Below are 20000 nucleotides of genomic sequence, written 5' to 3' on the forward strand. Positions count from 1 at the left end.
GTAACAAGGTAGCCGTATCGGAAGGTGCGGCTGGATCACCTCCTTTCTATGGAGAATTGATGAACGCTGTTCATCAATATAAGTTTCCGTGTTTCGTTTTGTTCAGTTTTGAGAGAACTATCTCTCATATATAAATGTATGTTCTTTGAAAACTAGATAACAGTGTAGCTCATATTTTTTTAATTTTAGTTTGGTTAAGTTAGAAAGGGCGCACGGTGGATGCCTTGACACTAGGAGTCGATGAAGGACGGGACTAACGCCGATATGCTTCGGGGAGCTGTAAGTAAGCTTTGATCCGAAGATTTCCGAATGGGGAAACCCACTATACGTAATGGTATGGTATCCTTACCTGAATACATAGGGTATGGAAGACAGACCCAGGGAACTGAAACATCTAAGTACCTGGAGGAAGAGAAAGCAAATGCGATTTCCTGAGTAGCGGCGAGCGAAACGGAATCTAGCCCAAACCAAGAGGCTTGCCTCTTGGGGTTGTAGGACATTCTATACGGAGTTACAAAGGAACGAGGTAGACGAAGCGACCTGGAAAGGTCCGTCGTAGAGGGTAACAACCCCGTAGTCGAAACTTCGTTCTCTCTTGAATGTATCCTGAGTACGGCGGAACACGTGAAATTCCGTCGGAATCTGGGAGGACCATCTCCCAAGGCTAAATACTCCCTAGTGATCGATAGTGAACCAGTACCGTGAGGGAAAGGTGAAAAGCACCCCGGAAGGGGAGTGAAAGAGATCCTGAAACCGTGTGCCTACAAATAGTCAGAGCCCGTTAATGGGTGATGGCGTGCCTTTTGTAGAATGAACCGGCGAGTTACGATCCCGTGCAAGGTTAAGTTGAAGAGACGGAGCCGCAGCGAAAGCGAGTCTGAATAGGGCGTTTAGTACGTGGTCGTAGACCCGAAACCAGGTGATCTACCCATGTCCAGGGTGAAGTTCAGGTAACACTGAATGGAGGCCCGAACCCACGCACGTTGAAAAGTGCGGGGATGAGGTGTGGGTAGCGGAGAAATTCCAATCGAACCTGGAGATAGCTGGTTCTCCCCGAAATAGCTTTAGGGCTAGCCTTAAGTGTAAGAGTCTTGGAGGTAGAGCACTGATTGAACTAGGGGTCCTCATCGGATTACCGAATTCAGTCAAACTCCGAATGCCAATGACTTATCCTTAGGAGTCAGACTGCGAGTGATAAGATCCGTAGTCAAGAGGGAAACAGCCCAGATCGCCAGCTAAGGTCCCAAAGTGTGTATTAAGTGGAAAAGGATGTGGAGTTGCTTAGACAACTAGGATGTTGGCTTAGAAGCAGCCACCATTTAAAGAGTGCGTAATAGCTCACTAGTCGAGTGACTCTGCGCCGAAAATGTACCGGGGCTAAATACACCACCGAAGCTGCGAATTGATACCAATGGTATCAGTGGTAGGGGAGCGTTCTAAGTGCAGTGAAGTCAGACCGGAAGGACTGGTGGAGCGCTTAGAAGTGAGAATGCCGGTATGAGTAGCGAAAGACGGGTGAGAATCCCGTCCACCGAATGCCTAAGGTTTCCTGAGGAAGGCTCGTCCGCTCAGGGTTAGTCAGGACCTAAGCCGAGGCCGACAGGCGTAGGCGATGGACAACAGGTTGATATTCCTGTACCACCTCTTTATCGTTTGAGCAATGGAGGGACGCAGAAGGATAGAAGAAGCGTGCGATTGGTTGTGCACGTCCAAGCAGTTAGGCTGATAAGTAGGCAAATCCGCTTATCGTGAAGGCTGAGCTGTGATGGGGAAGCTCCTTATGGAGCGAAGTCTTTGATTCCCCGCTGCCAAGAAAAGCTTCTAGCGAGATAAAAGGTGCCTGTACCGCAAACCGACACAGGTAGGCGAGGAGAGAATCCTAAGGTGTGCGAGAGAACTCTGGTTAAGGAACTCGGCAAAATGACCCCGTAACTTCGGGAGAAGGGGTGCTTTCTTAACGGAAAGCCGCAGTGAATAGGCCCAAGCGACTGTTTAGCAAAAACACAGGTCTCTGCGAAGCCGTAAGGCGAAGTATAGGGGCTGACACCTGCCCGGTGCTGGAAGGTTAAGGAGAGGGGTTAGCGTAAGCGAAGCTCTGAACTGAAGCCCCAGTAAACGGCGGCCGTAACTATAACGGTCCTAAGGTAGCGAAATTCCTTGTCGGGTAAGTTCCGACCCGCACGAAAGGTGTAACGATTTGGGCACTGTCTCAACCAGAGACTCGGTGAAATTATAGTACCTGTGAAGATGCAGGTTACCCGCGACAGGACGGAAAGACCCCGTGGAGCTTTACTGTAGCCTGATATTGAATTTTGGTACAGTTTGTACAGGATAGGCGGGAGCCATTGAAACCGGAGCGCTAGCTTCGGTGGAGGCGCTGGTGGGATACCGCCCTGACTGTATTGAAATTCTAACCTACGGGTCTTATCGACCCGGGAGACAGTGTCAGGTGGGCAGTTTGACTGGGGCGGTCGCCTCCTAAAGTGTAACGGAGGCGCCCAAAGGTTCCCTCAGAATGGTTGGAAATCATTCGTAGAGTGCAAAGGCATAAGGGAGCTTGACTGCGAGACCTACAAGTCGAGCAGGGACGAAAGTCGGGCTTAGTGATCCGGTGGTTCCGCATGGAAGGGCCATCGCTCAACGGATAAAAGCTACCCCGGGGATAACAGGCTTATCTCCCCCAAGAGTCCACATCGACGGGGAGGTTTGGCACCTCGATGTCGGCTCATCGCATCCTGGGGCTGTAGTCGGTCCCAAGGGTTGGGCTGTTCGCCCATTAAAGCGGTACGCGAGCTGGGTTCAGAACGTCGTGAGACAGTTCGGTCCCTATCCGTCGTGGGCGTAGGAAATTTGAGAGGAGCTGTCCTTAGTACGAGAGGACCGGGATGGACGCACCGCTGGTGTACCAGTTGTTCTGCCAAGGGCATAGCTGGGTAGCTATGTGCGGAAGGGATAAGTGCTGAAAGCATCTAAGCATGAAGCCCCCCTCAAGATGAGATTTCCCATAGCGTAAGCTAGTAAGATCCCTGAAAGATGATCAGGTTGATAGGTTCGAGGTGGAAGCATGGTGACATGTGGAGCTGACGAATACTAATAGATCGAGGACTTAACCATATAATATGTAGCAAATGTTATCTAGTTTTGAAGGAATATGCCTTCAATAGTTTGGTGATGATGGCAGAGAGGTCACACCCGTTCCCATACCGAACACGGAAGTTAAGCTCTCTAGCGCCGATGGTAGTTGGGACCTTGTCCCTGTGAGAGTAGGACGTCGCCAAGCTATTTATATCATCGCGGGGTGGAGCAGCACGGTAGCTCGTCGGGCTCATAACCCGAAGGTCGCAGGTTCAAATCCTGTCCCCGCAACCAATGGTCCCGTGGTGTAGTGGTTAACATGCCTGCCTGTCACGCAGGAGATCGCCGGTTCGACCCCGGTCGGGACCGCCATTTTATATAAAGAAAAGAACGAAACAAGTTGTTTCGTATTTTTTTATTTGTTTTAACAAAAAACTAATAAAGACAGTCAAACTATCCTTAGGACAACTCCTAAGGACTTTTTTATATATTCAAAACCTGTATAATAAAGAGCAGAGAACATTGTGAGTAAAGTAGGTGAAGTCTGTGAGTAAATATGAAGTAACAACAAAATCTTCTGAGGAAACACAAAGATTATCAGAAAAACTAGGTGAACTTGCCCGGGCACAAGATGTAATTATTTTAGAAGGAGATCTTGGAGCTGGTAAAACGACTTTTACAAAAGGGCTAGCAAAAGGTCTTGGCGTGAAAAGAGTTGTAAATAGTCCTACCTTTAACATTATTAAAGAATATAAAGGAAGATTGCCGTTATATCATATGGACGTGTATCGTTTAGCGGAAAGTGAAGAAGACTTAGGTTTTGATGAGTACTTCTATGGTGAAGGAATTACGGTAGTAGAATGGGCTCATTTGATAGAAGCATATTTACCGAATGAAAAGTTACAAATTAGTTTATTCCATGCTGGAGATGACACAAGGAAAATTGTACTCGAGCCAGTTGGAGACCGTTATATTAGATTATGTGAGGAGCTATTACAAGATGAAAGTACTAGCAATTGATACTTCAAATTACGTAATGGGTGTATCCCTTATTGAGGAAGAAAACGTAATTGGGGAAATCATTACAAATTTAACAAAAAACCATTCTGTACGCCTTATGCCAGCTGTAGAGCAACTATTAAAAGAATGTGGTGTAAAACCAAAAGAATTAACTAAAATCGTTGTGGCTGCTGGACCTGGATCATATACAGGAGTTCGCATAGGTGTGACAGCGGCAAAAACATTAGCTTGGTCACTTCAAATACCAATCGTAGGTGTATCAAGTTTAGAAGTAGTAGCTGCAAACGGTGCTAACTTTAGTGGGTTAATTTGTCCTTTATTTGATGGAAGACGTGGACAAATTTATACTGGATTATATACATATGAAGGAGAGCAGTTAACTTCAATAGAAGAAGATCGAATTATTCTTATTGTAGACTGGTTGCAAATGTTAAAAGATAAAGGACAGCCTGTTTTATTTATCGGTAACGATGTTAAATTGCATAAAGAAACAATTATAGAACATTTAGGCAATCAAGCTGTATTTGCTCCTTTCACTAAAAATAACCCAAGACCAAGTGAGTTAGCTTTCTTAGGGTTACAAAAAGAGGAACAAGATGTACATTCATTTGTTCCTAGTTACCTTCGTTTAGCTGAAGCTGAAACAAAGTGGTTAGAAAGTCAAAACAAGTAGGAGCTTGCAGAAGATGGATATGATATTTAGAAAGATGGAACTCGATGATATCGCTCAAATTGTAGCTATTGAAGAAGCATCTTTTTCAACTCCTTGGACTGCAGATGCCTTTCAACGTGAATTAACGATGAATGAACATGCACATTATGTTGTGCTAGAAAAAGATGGCCTTGTAATCGGGTATTGTGGATTGTGGATAATTATTGATGAATCACATATCACAAATATAGCTATTTTGCCAGAATACCGAGGTCAAAAGTTAGGAGATGCCCTATTGAAAGAAGTTATTTCCGTAGCGAAAGAACTAGGGGTAAAAACAATGACGCTTGAAGTACGCGTATCAAATGAAGTAGCAAAGCAGTTATACAAAAAATACGGATTTCAAAATGGTGGAATTCGTAAACGATACTATGCAGACAATCAGGAAGATGGTCTTGTAATGTGGGTGAATATATAATGGAAAAAAATACGATTATACTTGGTATTGAAACAAGCTGCGATGAAACAGCAGTAGCAGTTGTTAAAAATGGAACGGAAATCATTGCGAACGTCGTTGCATCACAAATTGAAAGTCATAAGCGTTTTGGCGGGGTTGTACCAGAGATTGCATCCCGTCACCATGTAGAAGAAATTACAGTTGTGTTAGAAGAAGCTTTAAAAGAAGCGAATATAACTTTCGAGGATATTGATGCAATTGCTGTAACAGAGGGACCCGGTTTAGTAGGAGCACTTTTAATAGGAGTAAATGCAGCGAAGGCGGTAGCCTTTGCACATGATATTCCTCTAGTTGGTGTTCATCATATTGCTGGCCATATTTATGCGAATCGTTTAGTAAAAGAAGTTCAATTCCCACTACTATCACTTGTTGTATCGGGTGGACATACAGAACTTGTTTATATGAAAGAACATGGTTCATTTGAAGTGATTGGTGAAACGCGAGATGATGCAGCAGGAGAAGCATATGATAAAGTAGCTCGTACGCTATCTATGCCGTATCCAGGTGGTCCTCATATTGATCGCCTTGCGCATGAAGGGAAGCCAACAATTGATTTGCCTCGTGCATGGCTAGAACCCGATTCGTATGATTTCAGCTTTAGTGGATTGAAATCAGCAGTTATCAACACTGTGCATAACGCAAAACAACGTGGTATAGAAATTGCACCGGAAGATTTAGCAGCAAGCTTTCAAGAGAGTGTAATTGATGTACTTGTAACGAAAGCATCTCGTGCAGCAGAAGCGTATAATGTAAAGCAATTGCTTCTTGCTGGTGGAGTAGCTGCTAATAAAGGGCTTCGTGCACGTCTAGAAGAAGAGTTTGCACGAAAAGAAGATATAGAGCTAATTATCCCGCCGTTATCTTTATGCACAGACAATGCAGCAATGATTGCAGCTGCAGGTACAATTGCATACGAACAAGGAAAACGTGCGACATTAGCTTTAAATGCAAACCCAGGCTTAGATATTGAAGCATAGTTATACACAAAATTAACCACAGCTTGTGGATAAAACCCATATTATCTGTTGATAATGTGGGTTTTATTGTGTATATAAACTGTTAATAACTTTTTTGTTAAATGTGGATAATGTGGAAAAGTTATTTTGATGTTTATTTTATAAAGGTGGATATGTGTATAACCTTGTGGATAAAACGGATGAAGTCTGACCTTTAAATGAATTCTTTTTCGGGAAATAAAAACGAGAAGATATCCTAAAAAACTTTTGAAAAATCCTCCTCTTATCATATTGGTTGCTGCAATTGTCAATCTTTGTCGGGAAAACGATGTTTCTTGTCGAATTGTTTATATATTTTAAGTTAAGGTATGTGCATTCAAAAAATCGTCGATATAATTTCATGTACTACGAAACTGATTCTAAAGGGAAATAAAAAGGATGTCATCTAGTCAAAAATCCTCGACTGATGAGACATCCTTTTTGTTTAAATTAGCTTATATATGCAGTTCTTCCCATTCTGCCATACAGGCTTCAAGTTGTTCTTGTAATGTTTGTTTTTTCGTTGTAATCTCACTAGCCTTTTCATAATCTGCATATATTTCTGGTAAGCAAAGCTGATCCTCTAACGTAGCAATTTCTTCTTCTAAGCTTACGATGTTTTGTTCTAGTTCTTCGATTTTTCGAGTGCGTTGACGTTCTAATTGTTTACGCTCTTTTTCTTCGAGATAATTTAATTTTTCTTGAGCTACAGTTTTTTGAACAGGTGCCTGATTTTCTTGCTGTTCTTGTTGTTCAAATGCTGCGCGTTCAATCATTTCATTTTTCTTCTCCACATAGTAATCGTAATCACCTAAATACTCTTGCGCACCTTCTGTTGATAATTCGACAACTGTAGTCGTTACGCGATTAATGAAGTAGCGGTCATGTGAAACGAATAGAAGAGTTCCTGGATAATCAATTAAAGCATTCTCCAAAATTTCTTTACTATTTAAATCAAGATGGTTCGTTGGCTCATCGAGAATTAATAAATTGGATTTTTGCATCATAAGTTTTGCGAGAGCTAATCGGGCCTTTTGTCCACCACTAAGAGAAGATACTGGTTTTAGTACATCATCCCCTGTGAATAAAAAATTACCTAATATAGTGCGAATTTCTTTTTCGGGTTGAAGCGGATATTCATCCCATAGTTCATTTAAAACGCGCTTAGAAGATGTTAAGTTAGCTTGCTCTTGATCATAATAACCAACAGATACATTTGATCCGAAAGCAACATCTCCATGTAATAGCTGTAACTTATTCACAATGGATTTTAATAATGTGGATTTTCCAATTCCATTCGGTCCAACTAAGGCAACACTATCTCCCCGAGTTAAGCGCATATTTACATGTTCAATAATAGGATCCTCATCATAACCGATGGTTGCATCTTTTACTTGTAAAACATCATTTCCACTTTGTTTTTCAATATCGAAGTGGAATGAGGCTGATTTAGAGTCACCTAATGGTCTGGTTAATAATTCCATTCTATCTAATTGTTTACGACGGCTTTGTGCACGTTTTGTCGTAGATGCACGTGCTATATTTTTTTGAACGAAGTCCTCAAGTTTAGCGATTTCATCTTGTTGCTTTTCGTAACGCTTCATTTCTTGTTCGTATAGGGCTGATTTTAAGTCTAAATATTTACTGTAGTTACCAACAAATCGTCTGCTTTCTTTATTCGAAATTTCATATACTTGTGTAACAAGCTTATCTAAGAAATAACGGTCATGAGAAACGATTAAAATTGCGCCAGGATAACCTTGTAAGTATTGCTCAAGCCACGTTAATGTTTCGATGTCTAAATGGTTTGTAGGCTCGTCTAAAATAAGTAAGTCTGGTTTCGTTAATAATAATTTCCCAAGAGCTAATCTCGTTTTTTGTCCGCCACTTAACGTAGAAATTGTCGTCTGATGCGTTTCAACAGGGAAACCAAGACCGCTTAAAATGGAGCGAATATCTGCTTCGTACTGATAGCCGCCTTGATCTTTATAATCTAATTGCAATTGGTCATAATCAGCTAATAATTTTTCATATGTAGCGGCATTTGAAAAGTTTTCTTCTTTTCCCATTTCTTGCTCTAGCCTTCGAAGTTTTGTCTCCATTTGCTGTAGGTGTGTAAAGACGGTTAGCATTTCATCCCAAATTGTTAATGATGTTTCTAATCCAGTATTTTGAGCTAAGTACCCAATTGAGACATCTTTCGGTTTTATAATTTCGCCGCCATCATGAGATAATTCACCGGCGATAATTTTTAATAATGTAGATTTTCCGGCTCCATTTCGTCCAACTAAAGCGATACGATCTTTCGTTTGCACTTCCAATTTTATGTTTGCAAGAATCGTTTCGGCACCGTATAATTTTGAAAGCCCGTTTACTTGTAATAAAATCAATGTTTTCACCTCAAATAATTTCTTAACTTTGCCATGTTTATATTTCTCAATCATACTAAAAATAGTGTATAGTTTAAAATAAAGAGAGAATACTTCTTCTCTTTATTATACAAGGAAATTCATAAGTACTAAACTTCTGTATTCGATTCAAGTATATGAATAAAGATAGGAAGAGAGGAGAGGTTATATGGATCAGCAGAAAATTCCGCAAGCCACTGCTAAACGATTGCCTCTATACTATCGATTTATCCAAAACTTATCTCTTTCTGGTAAGCAACGTGTTTCATCAGCCGAATTGAGTGAAGCGGTAAAGGTTGATTCCGCAACTATTCGAAGAGATTTCTCATACTTTGGAGCATTAGGGAAAAAGGGATATGGATATAACGTAAATTATTTATTATCATTTTTCCGTGAAACACTCGATCAAGATGATATAACACGTGTAGCGCTTATTGGAGTAGGTAATTTAGGGACCGCTTTCTTACATTATAATTTCACGAAAAACAATAATACAAAAATTGAAATGGCATTTGATGTTAGTGAAGAGAAAGTTGGAACAGAAATCGGGGGTATTCCTGTATATCATTTAGATGAATTAGAAGAAAGGTTATCAAATGATATACAAGTGGCAATATTAACAGTACCTGCTACAGTAGCGCAATCTGTAGCCGATAGATTGGCAGAAACAAACGTGCACGGTATTTTAAACTTCACACCAGCACGCTTAAATGTGTCAGAGAATATAAGAATTCATCATATTGATTTAGCTGTAGAGCTACAAACGCTTGTTTACTTTTTAAAGAATTATCCACAATAAAACGCAGAGGAGGTGACCTCTGCGTTTTATTATTGTTTTTTCTTTGTGAATTTCACTAATATAAGGCGAAGTGCCAAATTAAAATCAATTGTTGCCATAACTGCAAATAGTATTGTCCACATATTCCAGATTGTATCTGTCACGTTCGTAATGGCGAAACGTGTAAAGATACATCCGAGAAGGAAATACAATGCAGCCATGAACAATGGTGAGTTTCTCATACAAAAAATCCTCCGATAAAGCCTTGCATTTTTTCAGCTTCTTTAATCATTTCTTGAATTTGTTCATTGCTCATGAAAATCTGTCCAATGGCAACTAATGTATTCATTGCTACATGGGCTGCTATAGGAACGATAATGCGTTTCGTTTTTACATATAAGAAGGCGAATACGAGCCCCATAGAAGTGTATACCAATAGGTGAGTAAAATCAAAATGAATCGCTGCGAATACGAGTGAACTAATAATAGCAGCAACGAAGAAATTAAATCTCTTATAAAGTGTACCAAATAAAATTTTTCTAAATACGATTTCTTCTAAAATAGGTCCGATTATAGATATAACAATAAGGAACCAAGGTGTCGTTCTTGCGATGTCCATAAGTCGGTCTGTATTCTCAGATCCAGGTGTAATCCCTAATAGATACATTTCAATCATACCTGCAATACTTTGTGAGATGATTGCTAAGAAGAACCCGATAAAAATCCACCCGATTGTAGCTGGAACAGAAGAGCGCATTGCATCTAAATGCCTGTCACGAATATCTGTTCTAAGTAACCAAATTACAACGCATAGTGCAATGAAAAAGCTAATAATAGACCAATGTCCGGTTATTAGTTGAAACTTTTCCTCGTTGGTAAATCCTCTATTATCGTATAGTCCGGTTTTCAGAAGAAGTGGTAATCCGGCAATACCCGACAATTGCATTAAAATGTATGTAACGATAATCCACCAATATTGTTTCTTCAAATGGTTTAACCATCCTTTCTAACTCTAGTGTATGAGATAAGGCAGGATAACATGTAATATGCTACCTACGATATAAACTTTCATTCGAATTATGTTTTTTTTGTAAATCTGCATTGGAAATTAAAATAGAAGACAGGAAAAAGTTGTGTGTGTAGCGAAAACAACTTAGGGTGTCTTTCATATTGTAACATACGAGTAGTGGAAACAACGATTCATATAGTAAAGGTAGTAGAAGAAGGATTTTATATAGAAGAGTATATATAGTAATTTGCGAAAAAATTATGATTTTTTTACTTGCAAAAGAAATTGAGATTATTTATTATTATAAGTGTGTTAGCACTCGGGTGACTCGAGTGCTAATAAAAAATTTACATAACACAATGAGGAGGTTATTGTTCATGCTAAAGCCATTAGGTGATCGCGTTGTAATTGAGCTTGTTCAAGCAGAAGAAAAAACAGCAAGTGGTATTGTATTACCAGACACTGCAAAAGAAAAACCACAAGAGGGTAAAGTTATTGCAGTAGGTACTGGTCGAGTGCTTGAAAATGGTGAGCGTGTTGCTTTAGAGGTAGCAGCAGGTGATCTTATCATCTTCTCAAAATATGCAGGTACTGAAGTAAAATACGAAGGTACAGACTACTTGATTTTACGTGAAAGTGACATTTTAGCAGTTATCGGTTAATTATATAAATCTTAAAAATTCCAAGGGGGTCAATTATTATGGCAAAAGATATTAAATTTAGTGAAGAAGCACGTCGTTCGATGCTTCGCGGTGTCGACACTCTTGCAAACGCAGTAAAAGTAACGCTTGGACCAAAAGGTCGTAACGTTGTACTTGAGAAAAAATTCGGTTCACCACTTATTACAAATGATGGTGTAACAATCGCAAAAGAAATCGAATTAGAAGATGCATTCGAAAACATGGGTGCAAAATTAGTAGCAGAAGTTGCTAGCAAAACAAACGATGTAGCTGGTGACGGAACGACAACTGCAACTGTATTAGCGCAAGCTATGATTCGTGAAGGTCTTAAAAACGTAACAGCTGGTGCAAACCCAATGGGTCTTCGTAAAGGTATCGAAAAAGCTGTTACTGCTGCAATTGAAGAATTAAAAGCGATTTCTAAACCAATTGAAGGTAAATCTTCTATCGCACAAGTAGCTGCTATTTCTGCGGCTGACGAAGAAGTAGGTCAATTAATCGCTGAAGCAATGGAGCGCGTTGGTAACGACGGCGTTATTACTTTAGAAGAATCTAAAGGATTCACAACGGAATTAGACGTAGTAGAAGGTATGCAATTTGATCGTGGATATGCATCTCCTTACATGATTACTGATTCTGACAAAATGGAAGCTGTTCTTGATAACCCATATATCTTAATTACTGACAAAAAGATTTCTAACATCCAAGAAATCTTACCAGTATTAGAGCAAGTGGTACAACAAGGTAAACCACTTCTTATCATTGCTGAAGATGTAGAAGGCGAAGCTTTAGCTACATTAGTAGTGAACAAACTTCGTGGTACATTCAATGTAGTGGCTGTTAAAGCTCCTGGATTTGGTGACCGTCGTAAAGCAATGCTAGAAGATATCGCAATCTTAACTGGTGGCGAAGTAATCACTGAAGAATTAGGACGTGACTTAAAATCTGCTACAGTTGAATCTTTAGGGCGCGCTGGTAAAATCGTTGTAACGAAAGAAAACACAACTGTAGTTGAAGGTATTGGAAACACACAACAAATCGAAGCTCGCATCGGTCAAATCCGTGCGCAATTAGAAGAAACAACTTCTGAATTCGATCGTGAAAAATTACAAGAGCGTCTTGCTAAATTAGCTGGTGGCGTAGCAGTAATTAAAGTAGGTGCAGCAACTGAAACTGAGTTAAAAGAGCGCAAACTTCGCATTGAAGATGCACTTAACTCAACTCGTGCAGCAGTAGAAGAAGGTATCGTTGCAGGTGGTGGTACTTCACTTATGAACGTATACACGAAAGTAGCTTCTATCGTAGCTGAAGGCGACGAAGCAACAGGTATCAACATCGTACTTCGTGCACTAGAAGAGCCAGTTCGTCAAATCGCAATCAACGCTGGTCTAGAAGGATCTGTAGTTGTAGAGCGTCTAAAAGGCGAAAAAGTAGGCGTTGGTTTCAACGCAGCTACTGGCGAATGGGTTAACATGCTTGAGTCTGGTATCGTAGATCCAGCTAAAGTAACTCGTTCTGCACTTCAAAACGCAGCATCTGTTGCAGCTATGTTCTTAACAACTGAAGCTGTAGTTGCTGATAAGCCAGAACCAAATGCACCAGCAATGCCTGACATGGGCGGCATGGGCATGGGCGGTATGGGCGGAATGATGTAATAAGCATCACTCTGTGAAGCTGTTCAATGTATAAATAGTTAATTAGAAGAAGGCTACTTCCTTGATAAAAGGAGGTAGTCTTTTTTGTTGTTAAGATGTATATAAAAGGTTTCTGGAAGGTCGCAAGTTTAGAGAGAGAATGGAGGGGAATATTCAAGCTTCTTTTATTACGGTAATATTCAATATAATTCCAATTGAATATATAATTCTTTTAACATTTATGATACAGTCAAAAGGGATTTTTCTTATTTTTTAGTCGAGATAATAAGTCTCCTAGTTCTTATTGTCTATGAGAGAAGATGGCGGTAGCCTAGTTAGTGAGGTATATGATGCAGATTAAAGAAAATTTGGGTAGAAACATTTTTTCGAAAATATTAGTAGTATGTGGTTTGGCGATGTTTGTCATTACACTTTATAATTCATTTCAAATAGAGAAATCTACCTATTCCTCGGTCGCTGTGTTAATTCTGGAGATAGTAGCAACTATTTTGGTGCTCGGAATAATATCATTTTTAGCAAATCGTTTTTTAACAGTTAATCAATTTTTGCTCATTCTCATAGTTACAGCCTTTGCAATTAGGTTGTTATGGATCATTTTTGAAAAAACAGTACCTATCTCGGATTTTTCTGTAATGTATGAAAGTGCTCAACAAGCTGTAAAGGGTAATTTTGCATTTATTACAGATGAATACTATATGAGTTGGACATACCAATTGGGATTCACATATTATGAGGCTATATTAATAAAAATTTTTGGTAATCATCTGTTTATATTGAAGTTATTTAATATTTTTTGGAGCGTAGGTACTGCCGTGATTATTTATTTTATGGGTAAAACCATTTTTAATGAATACAGTGCGAGAACTGCGGCAATATTTTACGCGCTTTACATACCTAATATTATCTATAGCTCTGTATTAACAAATCAATATATTTCTACCTTTTTCTTTTTTTTAGGACTGTATGTTTTAATTACAAAAGGTTTTTCAACTAAATACGGTTGGGGTTTAACAGGGTTACTGTTAAGCATTGGAAATATTATGAGACCGTTAGGAAGTTTCTTTTTATTGGCGGTTTTTGTTTATGTATTAATTTATAAGATACTTCCGTTTAGAAAAAAAGAAACGTTAAACTACGTAAAAAAATTAGTGGGAATAGTGATTGTATATTTTCTAGTGATGCAAATTGTAAGTATTTTCTTAATGAACACGGGATTAGCAAAAAAACCATTGTCGAACCAAATGCCATATTGGAAATTTGTTGTGGGATTCAATTATGATTCGATTGGTGGATGGAATCAGCCAGATGTTGTTTACCTTAGTCAATTTAAACTTGGGAAGGAAAGAAATGATGCTTCCATTGCTTTGATCAAGGACAGATTGAAGGACAAAGAGAAAGTTCGTCAATTACTTGTATTGAAAGTTGAAAAAATGTGGAGTAATCCTGATGATGCACCTGGTTGGGCTTTGGAGTGGGGGGAACTGAATAAACCACACTTACAACAAATGCTGACAAAATATGAAAGGCTTATGTATATTACATGTTGTATATTTGCGATTGGTACCATTTCATTATATAGAAGAAATGATTCAATATATCCTCTTTTATATATTTTGTTTGGCGGATATATGGTTATTCATTTGTTTGTCGAAGTTCAAACTAGGTATCGTTTTGACATTTTGCCCGTTATTTTTTTATTTGTGGGATACGGGGTATTTGTAATGAAAAATGGTGTTACACGATTAATGGGTAGAAAACAACAGAAAAAAGTTGAATAATAGGATAAAACACAAAAAACATTTCTATATGGAAATGTTTTTTGTGTTTTAGTGGGAAAGAAATTAATTTCTGTAGAATTTTGTCGCTTTCTCTCTTGACCACATCGACACTTCATTGTTAGAATCTAGGAAGATAATATAAAACGATCCTTCATATATCCTCAATGATATGGTTTGAGAGTCTCTACCGGGTTACCGTAAACAACCTGACTATGAAGGCAGTGTGTCTTATATTTATAAAGAGCGGAGACTATCTTTCTTTATAAAGCCAGACCCCTGCCTTTTCTTTGTTATGAGACTAGAGGCGGAGGACTGGCTTTTTTTATTATATTGGTAATGCTTTTCGCCAAATTGGTGAAAATATTTATATACGAGAACTAACGTTGGGGTGATTATTTTGAAAAAGCAGCACGATACAATTATCGTTTTAGATTTTGGAAGTCAGTACAATCAGTTAATAGCACGTCGAATTCGTGAGTTCGGTGTATACAGTGAACTTCATCCACATACAATTACTGCGGAAGAAATTAAAGCAATGAATCCAAAAGGGATTATTTTCTCTGGTGGACCAAATAGTGTATACGGTGAAGGTGCATTACATTGTGATGAAAAAATCTTTGAACTAGGATTACCGATTTTCGGTATTTGTTACGGTATGCAGCTTATGACACAACACTTCGGTGGTAAAGTAGAACGTGCAAACCACCGTGAGTACGGAAAAGCTGTTCTTAAAGTAGAGAACGAATCAAAATTATATACGAACCTTCCAGAAGAGCAAGTTGTATGGATGAGTCATGGTGACTTAGTAACTGGTTTACCTGAAGGATTCGTAGTAGACGCAACAAGTGAGTCTTGCCCAATTGCTGGTATGAGCAATGAAGCGAAAAACTTATACGGTGTACAATTCCACCCAGAAGTACGTCACTCTGAGCACGGTAACGATTTAATTAAAAACTTCGTATTCGGCGTATGTGGTTGTTCTGAAGGATGGAACATGGAGAACTTTATCGAAGTAGAATTAGAGAAGATCCGTGAAACTGTTGGAGACAAAAAAGTACTATGCGCACTTAGTGGCGGTGTAGATTCTTCTGTTGTAGCAGTATTAATTCATAAAGCAATTGGCGACCAGTTAACATGTATTTTCGTTGACCACGGCTTACTTCGTAAAGGTGAAGCAGAAGGTGTTATGAAAACATTTAGCGAAGGCTTCCATATGAACGTTATTAAAGTGGATGCACAAGAACGCTTTATGAACAAGTTAAAAGGTGTAGAAGATCCAGAACAAAAACGTAAAATTATCGGTAACGAATTCATTTACGTATTTGATGATGAAGCTTCTAAATTACAAGGTATGGACTTCCTAGCACAAGGTACACTTTACACAGACATCGTTGAAAGTGGTACAGCAACTGCACAAACAATTAAATCTCACCATAACGTTGGTGGACTTCCGGAAGACATGCAGTTCAAATTAATTGAGCCTTTAAACACGTTATTTAAAGATGAAGTACGTGTATTAGGATCTGAATTAGGAATTCCTGATGAAATCGTATGGCGTCAACCATTCCCAGGTCCAGGACTTGGTATTCGTGTATTAGGTGAAATCACAGAAGAGAAATTAGAAATCGTTCGTGAATCTGATGCGATTTTACGTGAAGAAATTATTAAAGCGGGCTTAGACCGCGAAATTTGGCAATACTTCACTGCGCTTCCTGGTATGCGTAGCGTAGGTGTTATGGGTGACGAGCGTACTTACGATTACACAGTAGGTATCCGTGCAGTAACATCTATCGACGGTATGACAGCTGACTGGGCACGTATCCCTTGGGACGTATTAGAGAAAATCTCTGTACGTATCGTAAACGAAGTAAAACACGTTAACCGTATCGTGTATGATGTAACGAGTAAGCCACCAGCAACTATTGAGTGGGAATAGTATTATAAAAAAGATCCATCTTTTGCTTATGCATAGATGGATCTTTTTATTTTCAGTATTAATACGAACGAAAATATAAAATTTTATAAAATTGTTCGTTTTTAAATTGACAAAAATACTTTCAAGAGTTAATATGAGTATGTAATTCAAACGAAAAGTGAATATTATGCCGTCGTATAATATCGGGGATATGGCCCGAAAGTTTCTACCTAGCTACCGTAAATGGCTTGACTACGAGGCGTTTTTATAAAGATGAGGGGAAACTTGTCTTTGTTTATAGAACGCTTCCATGTATATGCAATGGAAGCCTTTTTTATTTTTATAGATAAAAGAGGGCTAGGGTGAAATGCGGCGAGTAATCATATAACGGGGGAAACGTAGGATGAAACGCTATTTTCAATTTGATGAGCTCGGTACGAATTATAAGACTGAGTTCATAGCAGGGTTAACGACATTTCTATCTATGGCTTACGTACTATTTGTCAATCCTGCTACGCTGTCACTTGGAAATGTTAAAGGGTTACCAGCAGGTACAGGAATGGATCCAGGTGCAGTATTCGTTGCGACAGCATTAGCGGCCGCGATCGGTTCGTTAATTATGGGTATTTTCGCAAAGTATCCAATTGCTTTAGCCCCAGGTATGGGAATTAACGCGTTCTTTGCTTATACAGCAGTTTTAACGATGGGTATTCCGTGGCAAACAGCAATTGCCGGAACGTTAATGTCAGGTATTATCTTTATTATTCTTACAGCTTCAGGTATTCGTGAAAAAATCATTAATGCAATTCCATCGGAGTTAAAGTTTGCAGTAGCAGCAGGTATCGGATTGTTCATTGCCTTTCTTGGATTCCAAAATGCCGGAATTATCGTGAAAAATGATGCTGTTCTTGTTGGGTTGGGGGACTTAACAAAGGGCACAACGTTACTAGCAATCTTTGGGGTTGTTACGACAATCATCTTCATGATTAAGAAAGTTAATGGTGCGGTATTCTACGGTATGATTCTTACGGCAATTTTAGGAGTAGCAACAGGATTAATTGACACTCCTAAAGCAGTAGTGGGGGCGATACCGAGTCTAGAACCAACGTTCGGTGCTGCGTTAACTCATTTCGGAGACATTTTCACTATTCAAATGGGGATTGTAATTATAACGTTCTTCTTTATCGATTTCTTTGATACAGCAGGTACGCTTGTAGCGGTTGCGAATCAAGCAGGATTAATGAAGAACAATAAATTACCACGTGCAGGAAAAGCATTATTCGCAGATGCAATTGCAACTGTAATTGGTGCGATCTTAGGTACATCAACAACAACGTCTTACATTGAATCGTCTGCAGGGGTAGCAGCGGGAGGACGTTCTGGATTTACAGCAGTTGTAACAGCAGGATTCTTCTTACTGGCACTATTCTTCTCGCCATTATTAAGTGTTGTAACACCAGCTGTAACGGCACCAGCTTTAATTATTGTAGGGATTTTAATGGTTTCTTCTTTAGGAGAAATCGACTGGAAGAAGTTCGAGATTGCAGTACCGGCATTCTTTACTATCATTTCAATGCCGCTTACGTATAGTATCGCAACGGGAATTGCGATTGGATTTATCTTCTATCCAATTACAATGGTTGTGAGTGGTCGTCGTAAAGAGGTTCATCCGATTATGTATGTTATGGGAGTTTTATTCGTACTGTATTTCATCTACGTTCGTAAATAAAGGGGTTTTTGAAAGGTCTAGACTTAAGGGGAGTCTAGGCCTTTTTTGCGTCTTCAGAAAATCTTAAGGATTTCCGAGCGTTTTTCTTCAGAAGTTTTCCTATAATAGAAGTTAGGGATAAAAAATGAATGGGGGAAATATTATGGCCGGGGAAACAATACTTGTCGTAGATGATGAAAAAGAAATTAGGAAACTTATTACAATATATTTAAAGAACGAAGGATATAAAGTACTGCAGGCCGGAGATGGAGAAGAAGGGCTACGTATGTTAGAAGAGAATGAAGTACATTTAGTTGTGTTGGATATTATGATGCCGAAAGTAGATGGTATTCATATGTGTATGAAAGTAAGAGAAGCGAAAGAAATGCCAATTATTATGCTTTCTGCGAAAACGCAAGATATGGATAAAATTTTAGGGTTAACAACTGGTGCAGATGATTACGTAACGAAACCGTTTAATCCGTTAGAGTTAATCGCGAGAATTAAATCCCAGTTACGTCGTTATATGAAAATGAATGGTTTCGTTATACAAAATGAGGACGAGTTAGAAATTGGAGAGATGAGAATAAACATTTCGACCCATAAAGTTATTGTAGATGGAGAAGAAGTGAAACTAACTCCGAGGGAATTTTCAATTTTAGAATTACTAGCCCGTAATCCAGGTATGGTCTTTAGCGCGGAGCAAATTTATGAAAAGGTGTGGAACGAACGATCTTTCCAGTCTGATAATACTGTAATGGTGCATATTCGAAAAGTACGTGAAAAGATTGAGGAGAATCCAAGGAAGCCTAGATATATAAAAACAGTATGGGGAGTGGGGTATAAGATTGAAAAAGATATTTAATCCGTTTACTTATGTAAGGAAAACAAGAGAACTAATTGAGAAATTAGTAAAGAGCGTACGGAAGAGTATAAGAATTCAATTGATTACTACTTTTGCTGCGTGTGCGTTATTAGGAGTTTTGTCAGCAAAGGCGGCTGCGCCATTTTTTGAGAATGCGAATCGTCAAGCGACTATCGATTATCGAGCTGGTATGGAACAAATTAATTACCAAGCTCAAAGAGCAGCGAATAGTTCGGTTCATGAAAATAAATTAGAAGCTATATCTAATATGATCGAAATGGAGAATCAAAATTTAGAGCGAGGAAATAGAGCTTTAAAAATATTGGTTACTGATGAAAGTGGTAAAGTTTTATATAAAACAAAGCAGGCGCAAGAAGAGCAAATCGATTTGCATAATACGATTCGTAATGCAGCATCATTTGCGATTAATTATACAGATGGTAGAAATGAATTTGAAAGTACAAGAAAAGAGTTTATAGCTTTTTCACCTATTACTATTGAAGGAAAGAATTTGTACATGTTTGTTAGCGGAATTCCAGAGGGAGAGGTAATGTATGACACGCAAGAAGGACCATTTCCGTTTTTAATTGGTGTCCTTGTATTCATTTTCTCTTTTTTCTATATAACAAAGAGAAAGATGAAGCAAATTGAAGCGATGGCACAAGGTGTAAAGGAAATAGAAAAAGGTAACTTAGCGTACCGTATTGAGAAGAAAGGTGAAGATGAGATTGCGTCTTTAACTGAGAATATTAATAATATGGCGGAAGAGCTTATGGATAATATAGAAAAGGAACGTAAATTAGAGAAGCAAAAGAATGAGCTTATTACGAATGTATCTCACGATTTACGTACACCACTTACTTCTATTATGGGTTACTTACGATTACTTCGAGATTCTAAATATGAAAATAAAGAACAACATGATGAGTATACGAGAATTGCTTT

The 20000-nt window shown here is 38.8% G+C and carries 15 protein-coding genes, 2 tRNA genes, 3 rRNA genes and 2 riboswitches (2 of these 22 cut by a window edge); of the genes, 17 read left to right on the forward strand and 3 right to left on the reverse strand.

What is annotated here, in order from left to right; all coding sequences use genetic code 11:
• From MHB70_RS00520 to tsaD, 9 genes are all read left to right on the forward strand, one after another.
• Positions 1 to 46, forward strand: a 16S ribosomal RNA gene (locus MHB70_RS00520) (it extends 1506 nt beyond the left edge of the window).
• A 146-nt stretch (positions 47 to 192) separates the two neighbouring features.
• A 23S ribosomal RNA gene (locus MHB70_RS00525) occupies positions 193 to 3114 on the forward strand.
• Between the two features lie 50 nt (positions 3115 to 3164).
• Positions 3165 to 3280 (forward strand): 5S ribosomal RNA (rrf, locus tag MHB70_RS00530).
• The 16S, 23S and 5S rRNA genes sit together here with 2 tRNA genes alongside, the layout of an rRNA operon.
• A gap of 12 nt (positions 3281 to 3292) precedes the next feature.
• A tRNA-Met gene (locus MHB70_RS00535) sits at positions 3293 to 3369 on the forward strand.
• Positions 3370 to 3371: 2 nt separating this feature from the next.
• Positions 3372 to 3447: transfer RNA gene (locus tag MHB70_RS00540), tRNA-Asp, on the forward strand.
• A 174-nt stretch (positions 3448 to 3621) separates the two neighbouring features.
• The gene (gene tsaE, locus MHB70_RS00545) at positions 3622 to 4095 is read left to right on the forward strand and encodes a tRNA (adenosine(37)-N6)-threonylcarbamoyltransferase complex ATPase subunit type 1 TsaE (protein ID WP_000049641.1); all 474 of its coding nucleotides are present in this window, start codon (positions 3622 to 3624) and stop codon (positions 4093 to 4095) included.
• A complete protein-coding gene (tsaB, locus tag MHB70_RS00550) occupies positions 4076 to 4768 on the forward strand; it encodes a tRNA (adenosine(37)-N6)-threonylcarbamoyltransferase complex dimerization subunit type 1 TsaB (RefSeq protein ID WP_000865744.1) in 693 nt (230 codons plus the stop codon). Before tsaE ends, tsaB begins: the two co-directional genes overlap by 20 nt.
• A 13-nt stretch (positions 4769 to 4781) precedes the next feature.
• Complete coding sequence (gene rimI / locus MHB70_RS00555; protein WP_000367202.1) at positions 4782 to 5225, forward strand: ribosomal protein S18-alanine N-acetyltransferase; 444 nt, start codon at positions 4782 to 4784, stop codon at positions 5223 to 5225.
• Positions 5225 to 6241, forward strand: a complete 1017-nt coding sequence (gene tsaD, locus MHB70_RS00560) for a tRNA (adenosine(37)-N6)-threonylcarbamoyltransferase complex transferase subunit TsaD (protein ID WP_000414604.1) — start codon at positions 5225 to 5227, stop codon at positions 6239 to 6241. Before rimI ends, tsaD begins: the two co-directional genes overlap by 1 nt.
• 473 nt (positions 6242 to 6714) lie before the next feature.
• Here tsaD and MHB70_RS00565 read toward each other — a convergent pair whose 3' ends face one another.
• Complete coding sequence (locus MHB70_RS00565) at positions 6715 to 8649, reverse strand: ABC-F family ATP-binding cassette domain-containing protein (RefSeq protein WP_000602175.1); 1935 nt, start codon at positions 8647 to 8649, stop codon at positions 6715 to 6717.
• Positions 8650 to 8836: 187 nt separating this feature from the next.
• Here MHB70_RS00565 and MHB70_RS00570 point away from each other — a divergent pair, with 187 nt between their 5' ends.
• Positions 8837 to 9466, forward strand: a complete 630-nt coding sequence (locus MHB70_RS00570; RefSeq protein ID WP_000372701.1) for a redox-sensing transcriptional repressor Rex — start codon at positions 8837 to 8839, stop codon at positions 9464 to 9466.
• 29 nt (positions 9467 to 9495) lie between these two features.
• Here MHB70_RS00570 and MHB70_RS00575 read toward each other — a convergent pair whose 3' ends face one another.
• Positions 9496 to 9687 (reverse strand): YdiK family protein, encoded by a 192-nt coding sequence (locus MHB70_RS00575; protein ID WP_001246201.1) that lies wholly within the window; start codon positions 9685 to 9687, stop codon positions 9496 to 9498.
• Positions 9684 to 10433 carry a CPBP family intramembrane glutamic endopeptidase gene (locus tag MHB70_RS00580; protein ID WP_000745318.1) on the reverse strand — a complete coding sequence of 250 codons (750 nt, stop codon included), beginning with the start codon at positions 10431 to 10433 and terminating at the stop codon, positions 9684 to 9686. Before MHB70_RS00580 ends, MHB70_RS00575 begins: the two co-directional genes overlap by 4 nt.
• A gap of 398 nt (positions 10434 to 10831) precedes the next feature.
• Between MHB70_RS00580 and groES the strand changes: the two genes are divergently transcribed.
• The 7 genes from groES to ampS all read left to right on the forward strand — a co-directional run.
• Positions 10832 to 11116, forward strand: coding sequence for a co-chaperone GroES (groES, locus tag MHB70_RS00585; RefSeq protein WP_000917306.1), 285 nt, complete (start codon positions 10832 to 10834; stop codon positions 11114 to 11116).
• A 38-nt stretch (positions 11117 to 11154) separates the two neighbouring features.
• On the forward strand, positions 11155 to 12789 hold the full coding sequence (gene groL / locus MHB70_RS00590) for a chaperonin GroEL (protein ID WP_001029987.1): 1635 nt from the start codon (positions 11155 to 11157) through the stop codon (positions 12787 to 12789).
• Between the two features lie 329 nt (positions 12790 to 13118).
• A complete protein-coding gene (locus tag MHB70_RS00595; RefSeq protein WP_061530258.1) occupies positions 13119 to 14567 on the forward strand; it encodes a glycosyltransferase family 39 protein in 1449 nt (482 codons plus the stop codon).
• A gap of 131 nt (positions 14568 to 14698) precedes the next feature.
• Positions 14699 to 14800: riboswitch (purine riboswitch) on the forward strand.
• A gap of 164 nt (positions 14801 to 14964) precedes the next feature.
• A complete protein-coding gene (gene guaA / locus MHB70_RS00600; RefSeq protein ID WP_000743919.1) occupies positions 14965 to 16503 on the forward strand; it encodes a glutamine-hydrolyzing GMP synthase in 1539 nt (512 codons plus the stop codon).
• Between the two features lie 152 nt (positions 16504 to 16655).
• Positions 16656 to 16757, forward strand: a riboswitch (purine riboswitch).
• A gap of 128 nt (positions 16758 to 16885) precedes the next feature.
• Entirely contained in the window at positions 16886 to 18211 is a 1326-nt protein-coding gene (locus MHB70_RS00605; RefSeq protein WP_000833089.1) for an NCS2 family permease, read from the forward strand.
• Positions 18212 to 18353: 142 nt separating this feature from the next.
• A complete protein-coding gene (locus MHB70_RS00610) occupies positions 18354 to 19055 on the forward strand; it encodes a response regulator transcription factor (RefSeq protein ID WP_000896762.1) in 702 nt (233 codons plus the stop codon).
• On the forward strand, positions 19039 to 20000 hold the 5' portion of the coding sequence (ampS, locus tag MHB70_RS00615) for an aminopeptidase AmpS (protein ID WP_061530257.1). It continues 544 nt past the right edge of the window; only the first 962 of its 1506 coding nucleotides appear in the window; the start codon lies at positions 19039 to 19041; its stop codon lies off the right edge, out of view. Before MHB70_RS00610 ends, ampS begins: the two co-directional genes overlap by 17 nt.

It is taken from the genome of Bacillus sp. FSL M7-1020, from assembly GCF_038050415.1.
Classification (GTDB): domain Bacteria; phylum Bacillota; class Bacilli; order Bacillales; family Bacillaceae_G; genus Bacillus_A; species Bacillus_A toyonensis.